This window comes from Halobacillus sp. A5, from assembly GCF_024189315.1.
Taxonomy (GTDB): Bacteria; Bacillota; Bacilli; order Bacillales; family Halobacillaceae; genus Halobacillus_A.
On sequence record NZ_JAIZEO010000001.1, the window covers coordinates 967412 to 983771 of the forward strand.

At 41.5% G+C, this 16360-nt stretch carries 13 protein-coding genes and 1 pseudogene; 7 read left to right on the top strand and 7 right to left on the bottom strand.

What is annotated here, in order from left to right:
* Positions 1–32: 32 nt before the first annotated feature.
* Positions 33–983, bottom strand: coding sequence for a magnesium/cobalt transporter CorA (gene corA, locus LF822_RS05075; protein WP_371925853.1), 951 nt, complete (start codon positions 981–983; stop codon positions 33–35).
* Positions 984–1103: 120 nt separating this feature from the next.
* Here corA and LF822_RS05080 point away from each other — a divergent pair, with 120 nt between their 5' ends.
* Positions 1104–1676, top strand: a complete 573-nt coding sequence (locus LF822_RS05080; RefSeq protein ID WP_253922858.1) for a GNAT family N-acetyltransferase — start codon at positions 1104–1106, stop codon at positions 1674–1676.
* Positions 1677–1718: 42 nt separating this feature from the next.
* Here the strand turns inward: LF822_RS05080 and LF822_RS05085 are convergent, their stop codons facing one another.
* Positions 1719–2645, bottom strand: a complete 927-nt coding sequence (locus LF822_RS05085; RefSeq protein WP_253922859.1) for a manganese-dependent inorganic pyrophosphatase — start codon at positions 2643–2645, stop codon at positions 1719–1721.
* A gap of 160 nt (positions 2646–2805) precedes the next feature.
* Between LF822_RS05085 and LF822_RS05090 the strand changes: the two are divergent.
* A pseudogene (locus LF822_RS05090) lies at positions 2806–3940 on the top strand (alcohol dehydrogenase catalytic domain-containing protein).
* 106 nt (positions 3941–4046) lie between these two features.
* Complete coding sequence (locus LF822_RS05095) at positions 4047–4898, top strand: DUF1206 domain-containing protein (protein ID WP_253922860.1); 852 nt, start codon at positions 4047–4049, stop codon at positions 4896–4898.
* A 507-nt stretch (positions 4899–5405) separates the two neighbouring features.
* On the opposite strand, the gene rsgA is transcribed toward LF822_RS05095, so the two are convergent.
* From rsgA to LF822_RS05110, 3 genes are all read right to left on the bottom strand, one after another.
* Positions 5406–6416, bottom strand: coding sequence for a ribosome small subunit-dependent GTPase A (gene rsgA / locus LF822_RS05100; RefSeq protein WP_253922861.1), 1011 nt, complete (start codon positions 6414–6416; stop codon positions 5406–5408).
* Between the two features lie 195 nt (positions 6417–6611).
* Positions 6612–8627, bottom strand: a complete 2016-nt coding sequence (locus LF822_RS05105; protein ID WP_253922862.1) for a penicillin-binding transpeptidase domain-containing protein — start codon at positions 8625–8627, stop codon at positions 6612–6614.
* Positions 8628–8734: 107 nt separating this feature from the next.
* Positions 8735–9082 carry a hypothetical protein gene (locus LF822_RS05110; protein WP_253922863.1) on the bottom strand — a complete coding sequence of 116 codons (348 nt, stop codon included), beginning with the start codon at positions 9080–9082 and terminating at the stop codon, positions 8735–8737.
* Positions 9083–9243: 161 nt separating this feature from the next.
* On the opposite strand from LF822_RS05110, the gene nfsA reads away from it, so the two are divergent.
* The 4 genes from nfsA to LF822_RS05130 all read left to right on the top strand — a co-directional run bounded on the left by nfsA (position 9244) and on the right by LF822_RS05130 (position 12536).
* Positions 9244–9981: an oxygen-insensitive NADPH nitroreductase gene (gene nfsA / locus LF822_RS05115; protein WP_253922864.1), complete on the top strand. Its 738-nt coding sequence runs from the start codon at positions 9244–9246 to the stop codon at positions 9979–9981.
* An 18-nt stretch (positions 9982–9999) separates the two neighbouring features.
* A complete protein-coding gene (locus LF822_RS05120; protein WP_253923471.1) occupies positions 10000–10749 on the top strand; it encodes an NAD-dependent protein deacylase in 750 nt (249 codons plus the stop codon).
* 119 nt (positions 10750–10868) lie between these two features.
* Positions 10869–11864, top strand: a complete 996-nt coding sequence (locus tag LF822_RS05125; protein ID WP_253922865.1) for an aldo/keto reductase — start codon at positions 10869–10871, stop codon at positions 11862–11864.
* Positions 11865–12050: 186 nt separating this feature from the next.
* Positions 12051–12536, top strand: coding sequence for a DUF456 domain-containing protein (locus LF822_RS05130; protein ID WP_253922866.1), 486 nt, complete (start codon positions 12051–12053; stop codon positions 12534–12536).
* Between the two features lie 141 nt (positions 12537–12677).
* On the opposite strand, the gene LF822_RS05135 is transcribed toward LF822_RS05130, so the two are convergent.
* Positions 12678–13145, bottom strand: coding sequence for a helical membrane plugin domain-containing protein (locus LF822_RS05135; protein ID WP_253922867.1), 468 nt, complete (start codon positions 13143–13145; stop codon positions 12678–12680).
* Positions 13138–16089: a formate dehydrogenase subunit alpha gene (gene fdhF / locus LF822_RS05140; RefSeq protein ID WP_253922868.1), complete on the bottom strand. Its 2952-nt coding sequence runs from the start codon at positions 16087–16089 to the stop codon at positions 13138–13140. The genes LF822_RS05135 and fdhF overlap by 8 nt, the downstream gene beginning before the upstream one ends.
* Positions 16090–16360: the final 271 nt, after the last annotated feature.

Sequence of the window (16360 nt, forward strand, 5' to 3'; positions counted from 1 at the left end):
GCTGCTAGCTGAAAACCTCTGTTGTTTATATATTAATCAAACCATCCTTTTTTCTTGAACCAGAAAACCATAGTCACTGCTATAGAAATCATGACAATCCATACAACCAAATATCCCGATTGTGTGCTTAATTCCGGCATGTTCACAAAATTCATGCCATAAACCCCTACAATAAAAGTTAAAGGCATAAAAATTACTGAAATCACAGTCAATATCTGCATTGTACGGTTCGTCTGATGAGAGTTTAAAGACAAGTAGCTGTCCCTTATATCCTGGGTCATCTCACGGTTTGACCCCACAATCTCTGCAACTTTAATCAAATGGTCATAAATGTCTGCGAAATACTCTTTACGCTCCCTAACCCCTTCCAAATGATGAGTGTTCAGCATGCGGTAGAGTAAATCTCTCATCGGGTGGACGGTTTGTCGAATCTTGAGCAGTTCACTCCTTCGGTCAAAGAGTTCTTCAAGTAGCTGTTCCATGGACAAATTCTTCGTATTATCCTCAATTTCATTAATATGGTCTTCAATATCATAAACAAGTGGAAAATACTGGTCCACCACTTTATCCAGCAGCTGGTAAAGGATATAATATTCATCAAGATTCATATCTCCCTCGTCTCGTTTTAGGAGCCGTTCAATGGCTTCAATTTCTGCTGAAGGCTGTTTGTGAAATGTAACGACAAATCCCTCTCCAAGGAACAAGTTAATTTCGCTTCGATCCAGACTCTTCTTATGTAGAGCATGAAACACAAAAAAGGTATGATCCTCATAGTAATCAAGCTTTGGACGCTGTAAATCATGAAGACAGTCTTCAACTGCAAGCGGGTGAAACTTAAAATAAGAGGTTAAATAATTGATTTCATCTTTAGAAGGTTTTTCAAAATCAACCCAGTACCAGTCCATTTCCGCATTGTTCAATTCACTTATGCTCGTGAAATGCTGTAATCCTTGTTTTCGTGAAAATCCGTAAATTCTCAACAATGTTATCACCTTTTCTCCTTACAAACTTAAATTACCCGAATGAGCTTAACTAAAACCTCCTTAACTCTACTTATTATGATAGGATAGAATTAACATACCCTTACAAGGGAGAGGCTGAAAATGAGCGCTGTGAAAATACATTTACAAAATGAGCAATTGCTGCTTCGGAGTATTACAGATCATGATATTCCACAACTGTACGAATTAATTTATGGAGATTCTGATCCGGAATGGAAGAAATGGGATGCACCTTATTATCCACTCGAACCTCATACAATTGATACATACCGCAGTCATGAATACGCCCGGATAGAACGACTGAAAAATGGAGAGCCCGATTCAAGACTGGTGATTGAGGTAGATCATTCAATCATTGGTACGGTCTCCTACTATTGGGAGCATAAAGCTTCTTTATGGCTTGAAGTCGGAATCGGGATTTATAACCCTTCCTACTGGAGCGGAGGCTATGGAACAGAAGCTCTGCGTCTGTGGATCGATCATATGTTTGCAAGTTTTCCTATCGCCCGTGTCGGATTAACCACGTGGTCCAAAAATCAACGGATGATGAGAGTCGGAGAGAAGCTTGGAATGAAGCTTGAAGGTCGTCTGCGTAAATGCAGAATATATGAAGGAAAGCACTATGATTCGATTCGAATGGGAATTCTAAGAGAAGAATGGGAACAGATAAAATAAACAGGAAGGACTCCTTATCGTAGAGTCCTTCCTGTTTTTCAATTAATTCAATTGTTCATTTAGCGGAGGTACAATTTGCTTCTTACGGGAAACAACACCTTTTAGAACCGTCTGGTTATCTTTAAGCTCTACTCCAAACGCTTCATTAACGGCAGAGGCTTTCTCTCCGATCGCAATTACCGTTGAATCATTTGTAAGAATATCCGTAATGACGAAAACAAATAAATCCAGAGATTTAGAAGCTGTAATTTCATTAATGGCTTTCGTAAGTTCTGCTTTACGCTGCAGTACTTCTCCGGTGTCTACTGTATTTACCTGGGCAATCTCCACTCTTGACTCACCCATTGAGAATTCTTTTGCATCCATAGATAAGAGTTCTTCAGCAGAAGACTCGCTTATATCTGCTCCAGCTTTAAGCATATCCAGTCCGTAGACTTCCGTATCCACTCCAGCAATGGATTCAAGTTCTTTGGCCACTTCAATATCCTCATCTGTACATGTTGGAGATTTAAATAACAGCGAATCTGAAATAATCGAAGATAAAAGCAGTCCGGCCGTATTTTTAGAAATTTCCTGACCTTTTTCTTTAAACATTTTTGTCAGAATGGTAGCCGTACACCCTACAGGCTCTGCACGATAATATAGAGGTCCGTTTGTTTCAAAGTTGGCAATTCTATGGTGGTCGATGACTTCTGTGACCTGCACGTCTTCAATATCGTCAACGCTCTGCTGACGTTCGTTATGATCGACTAAGATGACCTGGTCTACTTCATTGCTTACTTGATTTACTAACCTTGGTGCGTCAACGTTAAATTGGTCGAGTGCAAATTGAGTTTCACTGTTTACTTCCCCAAGACGCACAGCCTCTACATCTTCACCCAATTTATTTTTCAATTCCGCATATACAATGGCTGAGCAAATCGTATCCGTATCAGGATTTTTATGTCCGAAGACTAGCTTTTTTGACATTATACTCTCTCCTTTGCCTATCTGTATGTAAATTCAACTCAGTTCCGATTATAAGGGAAAATGCCTTCTGCGTCTATGATCACCCTCTAAATTTGGTTGTTTAACTCATCTAATTATTGGTAATAGTCCTTTAACTAGATTGAAAAAGGATGTGACATCAATGAAAGCTGTAACATACCAAGGCAAAGAAAAAAATGATGGTTAAGGATATGCCTGCTCCATCTATTCAATCAGATGATGATATGATTGTCCGAATTACAGCAAGCGGGATCTGCGGCTCTGATTTTCACTTATATAAAGACGGTATAGAACCTAAAGAGGATTATATTGTAGGTCACGAACCTATGGGGGTCGTTGAAGAGACTGGTAAAAATGTTAAAACGTTAAAAAATGGAGACCGCGTCGTAATTCCTTTTAATATCGGCTGCGGAGAATGCTTTTTCTGTAAAAATCAAATGGAAAGTCAATGCGATGACTCCAATCCACACGGCGACGCGGGAGGTCTGTTTGGCTTTACAGAAACTTTTGGCGGTTACCCTGGAGGGCAGGCAGAGTATTTAAGAGTACCCTATGCAGATTTCACTTCATTTAAGGTTCCTGAAGTTAGTGAGCTGGATGACGAACAAGTACTGTTCTTATCTGATGTCATCCCTACGGCCTATTGGAGTGTAGAAAAGAGCGGTGTAAAAGAAGGAGATACCGTTATCGTACTGGGGAGTGGGCCAATAGGGCTGATGTGCCAAAAGTTTGCTAATCTTAAAGGAGCCAGCCGTGTGATTGCCGTTGATCAAGTTGATCACCGTCTTGACCATGCCAGACGTACAAACAAGGTTGAAACCTTTAACTTTATAAACACCGATCAGATTGGTTCAGTGTTATACGAGGAAACAAAAGGCGGGGCGGATGTGATCATTGACTGTGTCGGAATGGATGGAACCGTTTCACCTGGTGAGGAATTTGGGTCTGATTATGACAATCAGTTTGGCACAATAAGTCCCATTATTACAGCATCTCAGGCAATCCGCAAATTCGGAACCGTTCAATTAACCGGTGTATACGGTACCGAAGCGAACGGATTCCCCCTTGGTAATTTTTTCAGCCCTAACATCAGCTTATCGATGGGACAGGCGCCGGTTATTCATTTAATGCCGAAACTTTACGACATGATTGAGAATAATGATTTCGACCCTACTGATATCATTACTCATACTATGAATCTCACAGATGCGGCAAAGGGTTACGACATTTTTGATAAAAAAACAGACGGTAACATTAAAGTGATACTAAAACCATAACGTTCCCAGAAATCGGCAGCATATGCTGCCGATTTCTTGGGTTTGTAAACCAATAAAGAGGGAATTTATAAAACATGCTGTAACTATGAGTGAAGGAGTAATGAAAATGAGCACAACCTTATCGAGAGGAAAAAGAAAACTAGAAAATCAGGATACCTCTGAGGAGCTGAAGCCCTGGATAAGAAGATTCGGACGTTTCGGACATATGGCAAAAGGTATAGTATATGCATTATTAGGTGTGCTTGCTTTCATGGCAGCTGTTGGCGCAGGAGAAGAGGCCTCCGGTACACAAGGGTTGTTTCAATCTCTTGCCGCTATGCCGTTTGGGGAATTGCTGCTTTGGATTATTGGGATTGGTCTTATCGGATATATTGTATGGGTCATTATTAAATCTGTATACGATACTTCTAACAAAGGTAAAGACTTGAGTGGAATTGTCACCCGGACCGGCTATCTTATTGGAGCTGTGATTTATGGATCTCTGGCTGTTAATGCCTTTCAGATTGCGATGCACGCCGGTGGAAGCGGAGGGAATTCTGAACAAACGATCTCAGCTATGCTTTTAGGCCAGCCCTTTGGCCCTTGGCTGGTCGGTGTTCTTGGAATTATTGTAATTGGGTATGGAGCGTCAGAGTTTTATAGCGGGATTACAAAAAGGTTTTTAAAAAAATTTAATCATCATCAGATGAATGAACATGAACGAAGAGTGGCTGAGAAGTCAGGTAAAATGGGGTTAATATCCAGGGGCGTTGTGCTTGCTCTTATTGGTTTTTTCTTTATACAAACAGCACTGTCCTCTAACCCCGACGATTCTAAAGGGTTAGACGGGGCGCTGGCTGAAGTGTCACAGCAGCCTTTCGGACAATGGCTGCTTGGTTTGGTTGCTGTTGGTTTAATCCTCTACGGCATCTATGAAATAACCAGAGGCCGCTATGAAAGAATGAGTTTTGGAAAATAAAGAAACAGGCCTAAGATTGATGATCTTAGGCCTGCAGACTGTTGAAAAAGTTTGGGTGTATGTGTACATCGTGTCTCATAGTTCCCTCAATAGAACCAGAAGAAAAAGGAACAGGAAAAAGCGCCGCTTTTAAGCGGGGCAGGCGGAAAGTCTCCTCGGTCTGCGAACTGTGGGGCTTTTCCAGTCTGCTTGTCCCGCAGGAGTCCTTCCTTTTTCCGTTTCTTTTAATCACAAGAGGCCCTCGGAACCATTGCATAAACGCCTATGGGTCTAGTGATCATTTATCGAAAAAGGGTTTTAGGAAACGGCGAGACTCCTGTGGGAGGTGCGGACATGGTGAGACCCCGGAAGGCAAAGCCTGAGGAGGCTTACTGTACGCCCACGGAAAGCGAGTCGTTTCCTAAAACCCTTACCTTTTGCATAAGCAAGATATGTTTACACTTTAGAGTAAACGATAGTTTCTCAACAAGCTGCAGGCCTAAGATTGATGATCTTAGGCCTGTTTCTTTATTTAGAAGAGCGTGGACCGTGCAGAATTCGATTAGCTCGATGAGTTCCATATTTATCTTTTAATTCCAGACGATGAAGTTCGCGCTCCAGCTTATGATAATTCTTCACTCTCTCTTCACTTAACTCTCCGTTATGAACCGCTTGAAGAATGGCACACCCAGGTTCTTTTTTATGTTGACAGTTTCGAAACTTACAAGAATGGCTTAATGCTTCAATATCTGAAAAAACCGCCTCCACACTATCAGAGCCACCCCATAATTGCAATTCTCTCAGCCCTGGAGTATCTATGATCACTGCCCCATTGTCTAGTGTAAACATTTCACGATGCGTAGTCGTATGACGACCTTTGTCATCTTTAGCTCTCACCTGATTTGTTGACAGTACCTCTTCACCGAGAAGCCGATTAATTAAGGTGGATTTCCCAACTCCTGAAGAACCGGTTAATAAATACGTATGCCCACTTTTAAGTTCTTTATGGAACTCTTCTATTCCTTCAAGGGCTACACTGCTTATCGTATAAACAGGAACAGCGGGTATCCGTCTTTCAATGCTGAGCTTAAATTCAGCAGCGTCCTCGCTTAAATCACTCTTTGTACATACGATCGCCGGAGCTGCCCCGCTTTCATACACTTGATAGACATAACGTTCCAGTCTTTGTAAATTAAACTCTGTAGTAATAGATGTCACGATTAATACAGTATCCATATTCGCTGCCATAACCTGCTCGTTATGCTGGCCGCCGGGTTCTTTTCTCGAAAAAACAGTCGTTCTCGCTAACACTCGCTGAATTACAGCCTTATCGCTGCTGGAAGATTTATAAACAACCCAGTCTCCCACTACAGGCCAAGCGTCTCCTTGATGGCGAAGCTTTCCAGAAACCTCAGCCTGTATTAAACCTTTCTCCGTCCATATTGTAAAAATACTTGACGTTGAACGTGCAATTCTTCCCGCTTGTTCTTCACTCTGAAGCTGTTCTCTAACGTGTACTGGTACCAACAACTTTTTCACTCTATTCCTCCTGTTTTTTAGGAGGACCTCCGCTTAGCTGATATGTCCTCCATGTTCTAATAACTTATGAACGTATATTCCAAGAATTAATGATTTCATAACACATCAGCTCCTTTACGTGATCTATTAATAGTATATACAAATACTACTAAAAAAGCATCAAGTGAACAGTCAAAGTTCACTTGATGCTTTACTTTATTCCAATTCACTAAATACGTTTTTTACCAGCGGGACAACATCGCCGCTTCCGTCCTCTACGTCTTCAACCATCATAGAGACAATTAAATCTTCTGAAGATGTATCCCAGGCAACAAACCATCCGTTCTCCTGCGCGTCCTCATCATCAAGAGATTCTTTTAACTCAGCTGTACCCGTCTTTCCTGCAAGACTTAATCCTTCTACCTGTGGGTCGTATGCAGAACCCTCTGAATCCTCCACAACAGCTTGCAGGTTTTCAGAAATAGTAGAAGCGGTATCTTCACTGATGACATCTTCTTTCCAATACTGCTCTGTTTCTTCATCCGACTGCATCACAGGCTGGATAAGATCGCCCCCGGTTATAAACGGAGTATACGCTGCAGCAAGATGCAGCGGACTCATCAATACCTGCCCTTGACCATAACCTGTATCTGCAAGCAGAGCCTCACTTTCAAATTCTTCCTCATTTAAAATTTGTGAACTTGAGATCGGATAAGAAAACGGAAAATCTTCATCAAACCCAAAGTTCTCAGATTCCTCTAAAAACGCTTCGCCGCCAATATCAATAATCGACCGTGCAAAGTAAATGTTATCCGAGCGGACAAGTGCATCTCTAAGGTTTACATTATTATCAACATTCGCTCCATCTACTCTCGATACAGAATAATCTCCCCAGCCATCTTTCGTATAGGACTTCCCGTCAATAGACATTTCTTCATCTGGATCTATCTCCCCGGTTTCAAGCCCGATCGCAGCCGTAATTGGCTTAAAGGTAGAACCAGGTGAATACGTACCGCTGAACTTGTTACTTAACGGTGAACCTTCTTGCTCCTGAAGCTCTGTTCTCCGATCACCGCTCACACCAAGAATAAACTCATTTGGATCGTAGGCGGGAGAACTTACCATCGCTCTTACTTCCCCTGTCTGTGGATCAAGAGCTGCGGAAGAGCCTGGTTTTCCGTCCATTTCATCATAGATTGTCTCCTGTACCTCCAAATCCAGTGTAAGCTCAACATCTTCTCCGTTCGTAGCTTCCTTTTCGGCGAGGACATCTTTTTCGTTACCCTCATCGTCGTTAATTGCCACTTTTCCGCCTGCCTCACCACGCAGTTCATCCTCTAATACTTGTTCTAACCCTGCCTGGCCGACTTGGTCAGAAGCCGTATAACCTTCTTCACTTCTCTCTTCCAGTTGTTCTGCGTTTATATCATCCACATAACCGATGATATGGGCAGCTGCTTCTCCTGCTGGATAGACTCGTGCGTCTGCTTCCTGCAGTTGAGTCCCGCTCAATTCATTAATTTCATCAATTGTTTCTTCATCCTCTAAGGCAACTGACCCTACCGGTACAAAAGAAGATGATTGAACCCAGGACTGATCAAGCTGAGTATCAATATATTCTACTGAAGTATTCAATATATCTGCCAGTTCTTCTTTCACTTCTTCTTCCTCGTCTTCTAACTGCTCAGGTACCACTCCAACTTCCTGGACGGACCCATTTTCAGCTAAAGGGTCTCCATTCACATCAAAAATCTCTCCTCTTTCAGAAGAAAGTGATTGAGCGCTGATTTCATCTCCTTCTTCCATTCCAGCAAAGATCATCGACGGATTCCACTCAACTGCCCACTGATCTTCCTCATCTCCTTCTTCATAAACCAATTCAGCCTGATGAGAAAAATCCAGTTCGCCTGCCAAAGTTTCCATTTGTACATCATAATCGTAGGCAGGTTTATCTTCTTCATCATAATCTTGCTTCTCTTCAGGAGATTCATATGTAACTGAGAGATTATCCATTTCAATACCATCGTAAATATTCGTATACCTCTCTTCGAAATCCTCCTGACTAATTGCATCCTGAGATTCTTCGCTCAATAAGTCATACATTTCTCCAAATTCTTCATTTTCCCATGCTTCCATATAGTTCTCTACTGTAGCTTCAGGATCTGGCTGATCCGAGCATCCCACTAGTACTATAAAAGAAGAAATAAGGATCAAGCTTTTTAAGTATTTCATGATTTCCTCCTTATTTTCCCTTTTTAACGTTGTCCCTTATTATATCAAACTCTTCATTAAGAAAAAGTTATTGAACTTAAAATCCTGCAAAATAAAAAGAAAGAATTTCAGGCATCATTACCTTTTATTCTTCCTTCAATAAATGTGCACAAGTGACCAACGGTTGGAAAAGCTTCGAACTCTTTTCCGGCAGTATAGTCGATATTTGAATCGACCTCAATTTTCCAATAGTCTGTTAGATCTTTAAACGCTTTATGAAACAGCTGCCTGTCCCCTTCAAATAATCGGTATAGAGATAAATCTGTCGTTATATGTCCGACTGGATCGGCAGAGCTGTACTGTCTTACATATTTAACTGTCGATAAGTATATCTCATAAACGATATTTTCCTGAGTAACCCTCTTCATTTCTTTTTTAGATTTAAATTGTTCAAAATCATAAACCTCGGCCATCATATATCCCCCTCCTATTTCCTTCCCCTTTCTCGTTACTGTATTAATTCTACCTCTATCGACAGAAATCCTTTAAACTGGTAAAAGTTATCTAATGTTTACTGGAAGATTTTTTACGTGACGTTATGTTATTCTAACATCGAATTTAAAAAGGAGTGCTGACCATGAATGAAGTTATCGAAACCCTGCTGAACCATCGCAGTATTCGAAAGTTTAAAAATACAAAGCTTACCTCCACACAAATTGACTGCATCGTAGAAGCTGCGCAGCAAGCTTCTACCTCAAGTTATATGATGGCCTATACCATTATTGGTGTGACAGATGACAGCCTTAAAGCTTCCCTTGCTGAAGTAAGCGGGCAGCCTTATGTTAAAGAAAACGGACATTTACTCGTATTCTGTGCGGATTTGAACCGTCAAACTCACTCGGCCCCGCCGGAAGTTTCCTTAAAAATGAAAGAAAATCTAGAGAACAGTGAACATTTTCTCGTTTCTGCTATTGATGCTGCCTTAGCTGCTCAGAATGCCGCCATAGCAGCGGAATCAATGGGACTTGGTATCTGTTATTTAGGGAGTCTCCGTAATGATATAGCTAGAGTCGATGAATTATTAGCCCTTCCCCCTCATGTTATACCATTGTTCGGTATGGCGATTGGAGAGCCGGATCATCTGCCTGATCGAAAACCACGTCTGCCGAAACAAGCGGTTTATTTTGAAAATCAATATCAGTTCCACGATGAGGCTGTTCAAGAATTTGATAAACGGATCGCTTCTTATTACCAACAAAGGTCGTCGAATAATCGAAGCGATACGTGGACGCAGCAAATGCACCGTCGCTTTTCAAAAACAATTCGAATGGATGTAACCGACCTTGTCCAAAAGAAAGGATTTAACAAACGATAAGGAGAGTCAAGTGTGAGTATGACTGAAAAATTAAGGGAAATCGCCGAGAAGATTGCTGACGCTCAAAATCTAGTGGTTTTAACCGGAGCAGGTGTTTCAACTGCGAGCGGCATCCCCGACTTTCGTTCCAGCGAAGGGTTATGGTCGAAGGATTTTAAACGGGAAGATTACATGTCGAATCATTACTTCTTCTATGATCCGGTAGATTTTTGGCTGAAGTACAAACAGATTTTTCAAGTAAAGCTATTAAAGCAGTATGAACCAAATGTCGTTCATCAATTTATTAAAGAATTAGAGACAGAAGAAAGACAAGTAACAGTTATTACTCAGAATGTGGATGGACTGCATGAAAAGGCCGGAAGCTCTAAAGTAATTGAATACCATGGAACATTGGACAAAGCTAACTGTCCGAGCTGCCGGCAGTCCTATTCAATGGACTATGTGCTCGATTATGATCCTCCGAAGTGCCAGACGTGTAAAGCCATTTTAAAGCCTAACGTCGTATTGTTCGGGGATTTAATCACAGCACATGATGAATCAGAAGCATTGCTGGATCAAGCTGATTGTCTGCTTGTGCTGGGAACCTCTCTTCAGGTAACCCCTTTCAGCTTTTTACCCGACTATTCAAGACAGAGAAAGACCCCATCTGTCCTAATGAATAAAGAATCCACAATAAAAGATTACGTCTTTGACGAGGTCCTTTTAGGTGACTTAACGGAATGGATCCCTAAGTTACAGACTGAAGTAAATAAGATCTCCTCCTCTTAACAGAAGGGTCGATACTTTCTGTAACGGCAGGCTGGACCTCTTAATATTCTTAAAAAAGGTTAAGCTGCTGCTCTACAGGGTAGACTCCCTAAGAATCTATTTAGCTTGGAGGTATTGGAGTGGAACATATAAAGATAAGTCAAAATGACCTGAATGCCAGCCGTATAGGTCTAGGAACCTGGGCTATCGGTGGATGGATGTGGGGCGGCACTGATGAAAAGCAATCCATTGAAACCATTCATACCGCGCTGGATAAAGGTATTAACTTTATTGATACAGCTCCCGTATACGGTTTCGGCCGTTCCGAAGAAATCGTCGGTAAAGCAGTAGAACAGTCCGGCAGACGAGAAGATCTTATTCTAGCTACTAAAGCAGCTATAGATTGGACAAATGAACAGCCTTTTAGAAATGGAACTAAGGAAAGAATTCACAAGGAGGTTGAGGATTCTCTTAAACGACTAAAGACAGATTATATTGATGTTTATCAAATTCACTGGCCCGATCCGCTGACCCCTTTACATGAAACGGCAGAAGCCCTGCATTATTTGTATAAACAAGGGAAGATCAGAGCCATTGGAGTGAGTAACTTTTCTCCTGAACAAATGGACACTTTCAGAGAGGCGGCTCCTATTCATACATTGCAGCCTCCTTATAATTTATTCGAACGTGAAATTGAAGAGAATATTCTTCCTTACACAGAGAAGCATGGAATAACCACCGTTACCTATGGTTCTCTGTGCCGGGGGTTATTATCCGGGAAAATGTCAAAAGATCGTTCCTTTAAAGGGGATGACCTGCGAAACAATGATCCGAAATTCCAGGAGCCCCGCTTTGAACAATATTTAAATGCGGTGAATGAATTAGACCAATTCGCTCAGGAAAATTTCAATAAACGAGTGCTCCATTTAGCCGTTAAATGGGTATTAGAACAGCCAGGTTCAGGTGTGGCTCTCATGGGTGGAAGACGCCCGGACCAGCTTGATCCCGTAGATGAGATCACTGACTTCACTATTGGTCAAGACGCCTTAAAGGAAATTGACAACATCTTGGATAAGCATGTTAAAAACCCTGTCGGTCCTGAATTTATGGCCCCGCCAACAAGACAGGACGTATAATCAACTCAACCCGGGCTCAGGAAGTCCGGGTTTTATTTGTGAAATTAACTGCTTTGAATCCTCTCTAGTACTTTATAAAATCTACATTGAATTCTTATTTAAATATCAAGAGCAGTATTATCAACCGCCTTCTGGTAAAATAAAATTATTCATGCTGTCGTAGTGTAAGATAGAGGAGGCGTGGTTATGGACATAATTGTGTGGCTCATTATTATATTGCTGTTTATTGCAAGTTTTGCTAGTTTGATCTTTCCTATAATCCCTGGTCCATTAGTACTTTGGCTCGGATTTTTAGCTTACCAGTTCTTTATCAATAGTGTGAACCTCAGTATTTTGTTTTGGATAGCGATGATTCTTTTGACTGTTCTGCTTATAGTTGCAGACATTATTGCCAACAGTTATTACGTAAAAAAATACGGAGGCAGTAAATGGGGAGAACGAGCAGCAGCTGTCGGAGTGATAGTCGGTTCGTTTGTCATTCCTCCATTTGGAATTATTGTTGTTCCTTTTGTGCTGGTGTTAATCATTGAACTTTTACAGGAGCGTTCGGCCCAAGATGCGGGTAAAGCTGCACTAGGTTCTTTATTTGGTTTTTTAAGTGGCAGTCTGGCAAAAATCTTAATTCAATTGTTTATGATTGCATGGTTCTTTTTTGAAATATGGTTATTTTAAGACGAATGTGAAACTGATCATTTCTAAATCTTAAATTTGAGAGTATATGTTGAAATCCGAGAGCGTCACCGCTTCCGGATTTTCATAAAAAATAGCTTGTAGAGAAACCAGAAGTTTCTCTACAAGCTAAGCTGCTTCCTCTTATTCACGTCCCATTCCTTTTAGAAACTGCATTAACATTGTCACACTGCGATTTATTTCAGGATCCTTCAGAGCTTTTGCAAGATCAATAATTTTGGTTTTCTGCTCCGCTCCAGTTTCATTCATTTCTTTAATTCCTTCGTTTACCCGTGCAGTAGTTTCCCGCACGGTTTTCACATCTAAATCACCGAGCATAAATACGATCTCTGGAATATTTTCCAGCATTTGAGCATAATGATCCTTACTTATTTCTTCCACTATATACTTTAATGCTTTTCCTTTGGAATGAGAGAGGGCATAAGCGGAATCTAACGTACCTGTTTCATTTAAGGCATTTAATAACTTTATACCTTTTAAAATGGCATCTTTATTCTCGGAAACTGCCTCTTTTACTTCTTCAAGGTCGCGGGCCTGTTGTTCTTCCTTAGGAATTTCCAGCCGTTTTATATTCGTAATCGATTTAGCCATCTTTATTCACCTGATCCCCTGGGAACACATAGTCTGCTCGTTCCCACTTATTTTCCACGTTCACACTAATTTGAGGTACCGGGCTGCCTTTTCGGTGATTATTGGAAGGAATAGGAGACTTTCCTTCTTTTTTCAATACTTCCATCCGGACTGCTATTTCCTTATAGGCCGGTGTATTTGTATCTTTGTCTACCCTGTTATCCGTCAGGAAATTAACCGCCGATTTACCGTTCGCACTCATCGGAATAAATAATTCTTTCCCTCTCACACGGTCAGTAACGGTTACCGTTCCAGTGGCTTCACCTGCTGGAGATATAAGCTTAATTTCAGCCCCTTCCCGCAGACTTCTTTCTCTGGCCAGCTCTGGAGACACTTCGACAAAAGGATTCGGTGTTTTTCTTGCAATACCTTCAACCTTATACGTCATATTTCCTTCGTGAAAGTGTTCGAGCAGCCGGCCATTATTGACATGTAAATCATATTCTTCCGTAGTATCATACTCTAACTCAAACTCCAGAGGAAAGAACCGGGCTTTACCATCTTCAAATGGGAAACCATTCTGGAATAGCAGCGGCTCATCCGTTCCGTCTTCGGCAACTGGCCATTGAAGAGAATTGTAACCTTCCAGACGTTCATAAGTTACTCCGGCAAACAACGGAGCCAGTCCGGCTGCTTCAGCCATAATTTCTGAAGGGTGCTGATAGTTCCAGCTGCCTCCCAATTCTCTAGCAATTAACTGGAGAATTTCCCAATCCGGCTTCGAACCAGGCAGAGGGTCCAGGGATTTATACAAACGTTGAATTCTCCGCTCTGTATTAGTAAACGTCCCCTCCTTCTCCAAGCTTGGGACTGCAGGAAGAACCACATCAGCATATTCAGCTGTTTTAGTAAAAAACAAATCCTGTACAATAAATAGATCCAATTTCTCAAATGCTGACGTTACGTAGTTAATGTTCGCATCCACAATTCCCGTGTCTTCTCCGATTACATACATAGCACTTAAGTTTCCATCATGAATTGCTTCTATCATTTGATGGTTGTCTTTCCCCGGCTCCTTAGGAATCGTACAGTTCCATTCTTTTTCATAACGGGACCGTACTTGATCATCTGTCGTTTCTTCATAGCCGGGGAAAAAGTTAGGCATACTTCCGAAATCGCTGCATCCCTGCACATTATTGTGACCCCGTAATGGATAAGCCCCACAGCCTTCCCGCCTGTAATTACCGGTTAATAATAAAAGGTTGGAAATGGCTGTACTCGTGTCACTGCCTTTCATATGCTGAGTTACACCCATAGCCCAGCAAATTGATACCTTATCTGTCCCTGCTATTTCCTCTGCTACTTGAATGATCTCTTCTCTTGGTATCCCGGTTAGTTCTGAAGCGTATTCCAAAGTATACGGTTCCAGGCTTTCACGATAAGCGTTAAAATCATTGACCCATTCTTCTATAAACTGCTGATCCTCCAGACCTTGATCAAGAATATATTTGGATACTGCTGAGAGCCACACTAAATCCGTTCCTGATTTAGGCTGATAAAAACGGTCGGCTCTTGTTGCCATTTCATGCTTACGAAGATCAAAAACAAAAAGCTTCTGACCAAACAGTTTTTGGGACCTCTTGATTCTTGATGCAAGCACTGGATGGGATTCAGCAGTGTTAGACCCAATTGTAATCACTAAATCCGCCTTGGCAATATCATCTATGGATCCTGAATCGCCTCCGTGGCCTACAGTTCTAAACAATCCTTTTGTAGCAGGCGACTGACAGTACCTTGAACAGTTATCTACATTATTTGTGCCAATAATCTGGCGGGACAGCTTCTGCATGAGATAAGACTCTTCATTTGTGGCTTTGGAAGATGAAATAAAGCCTAAATCGTCTGCTCCTTTTGTCTCTTTTATTTCAGTTAACCTCTCAGCCACATATGAAATTGCCTCATCCCATTCAACTTCTTCAAATGATTCTCCGCGGCGGATAAGAGGTTTAGTGAGACGTTTTTCACTATTCACATAATCCCATCCAAACTTCCCTTTGACACACGTGGCAATTCCATTAGCTGGAGATTCTGCATTCGGCTCTACCTTTAAAATTTGACGGTCTTTCGTCCATACATCAAATGAACAGCCGACACCGCAGTATGTACATACTGTTTTTGTTTTCTTAATACGTTCTTCACGCATTGCCGCTTCAGAATCTGACACGGCAAATAACGGCCCATAGCCCGTCTCAACTTTCTTTGTTAATTCAATCATGGACTTTAAAAGCCCCGGTTCCTGATCTGTCAGAAAGCCTGCTTCTCCCTCCATCCCTTTCTCCATCATCGCATTACAAGGACAGACGGTGGAACACTGTCCGCAATTAACGCAGGATGATTGGTCCATAGGTACATCATTATCCCAAATGACTCTGGGTTGCTGGAGCTCCCAATCGATAGTTAACGTTTCATTCACTTGTACGTCCTGACAAACCTCTACACAGCGGCCGCATAATATACATTGATCCGGATCGTACCGATAAAACGAACCTGAATCGTCCCGGTTGTAAGGTTTTTCCTGGAACGGTCGTGACTGGTGTTCCAAACCAAATTCAGCCATTGTATTATGAATCTCACAATCACCGTTGTTGTAATCACATACCGTACAATAAAGCTCATGGTTTTCTAAAATGCGGTCCAGCGCTTCTTTTTGGGCCATTTGAACTTGCGGAAGCTCAGTCTGCACCTTCATTCCTGCTTCTACCTTTAGACCGCACGCACGCTGCATTTCTCCATTGACCTGGACAACGCAAGTATCACACGTCTGTATAGGACCTAAGGATTCGTTATAACAGATTTGAGGTACATTTTCTCCCGACGAATTAATGAGATCAATTAAATTCTGTCCCGGATCGGCCAAGTATTCCTTTCCATTAATCGTTACAACTGTATGTTCTCTCTCTAACACCTTATACCCCTCCCATTATAAAACTCATCAAAATAGCTTTATTGCAGAAGCTCTTTATAAAAGATTCTGTTATGCAAAAGTTTGTTCCTCTTGTAAACCGGTGATTGTAAGGGGTTTCATGTATGTAAGCTGAAACAAATGTCAGCCCTCCCCCTTGTTTTACAGATATAATAATGTTTAACCTTAAATCTTTACGTTCAAACCTCCTGCCTATATCTCCATACAAAAAACAGCCTGTTAAACAGACTGTTTTTTGTGGTCAGGGAGATAA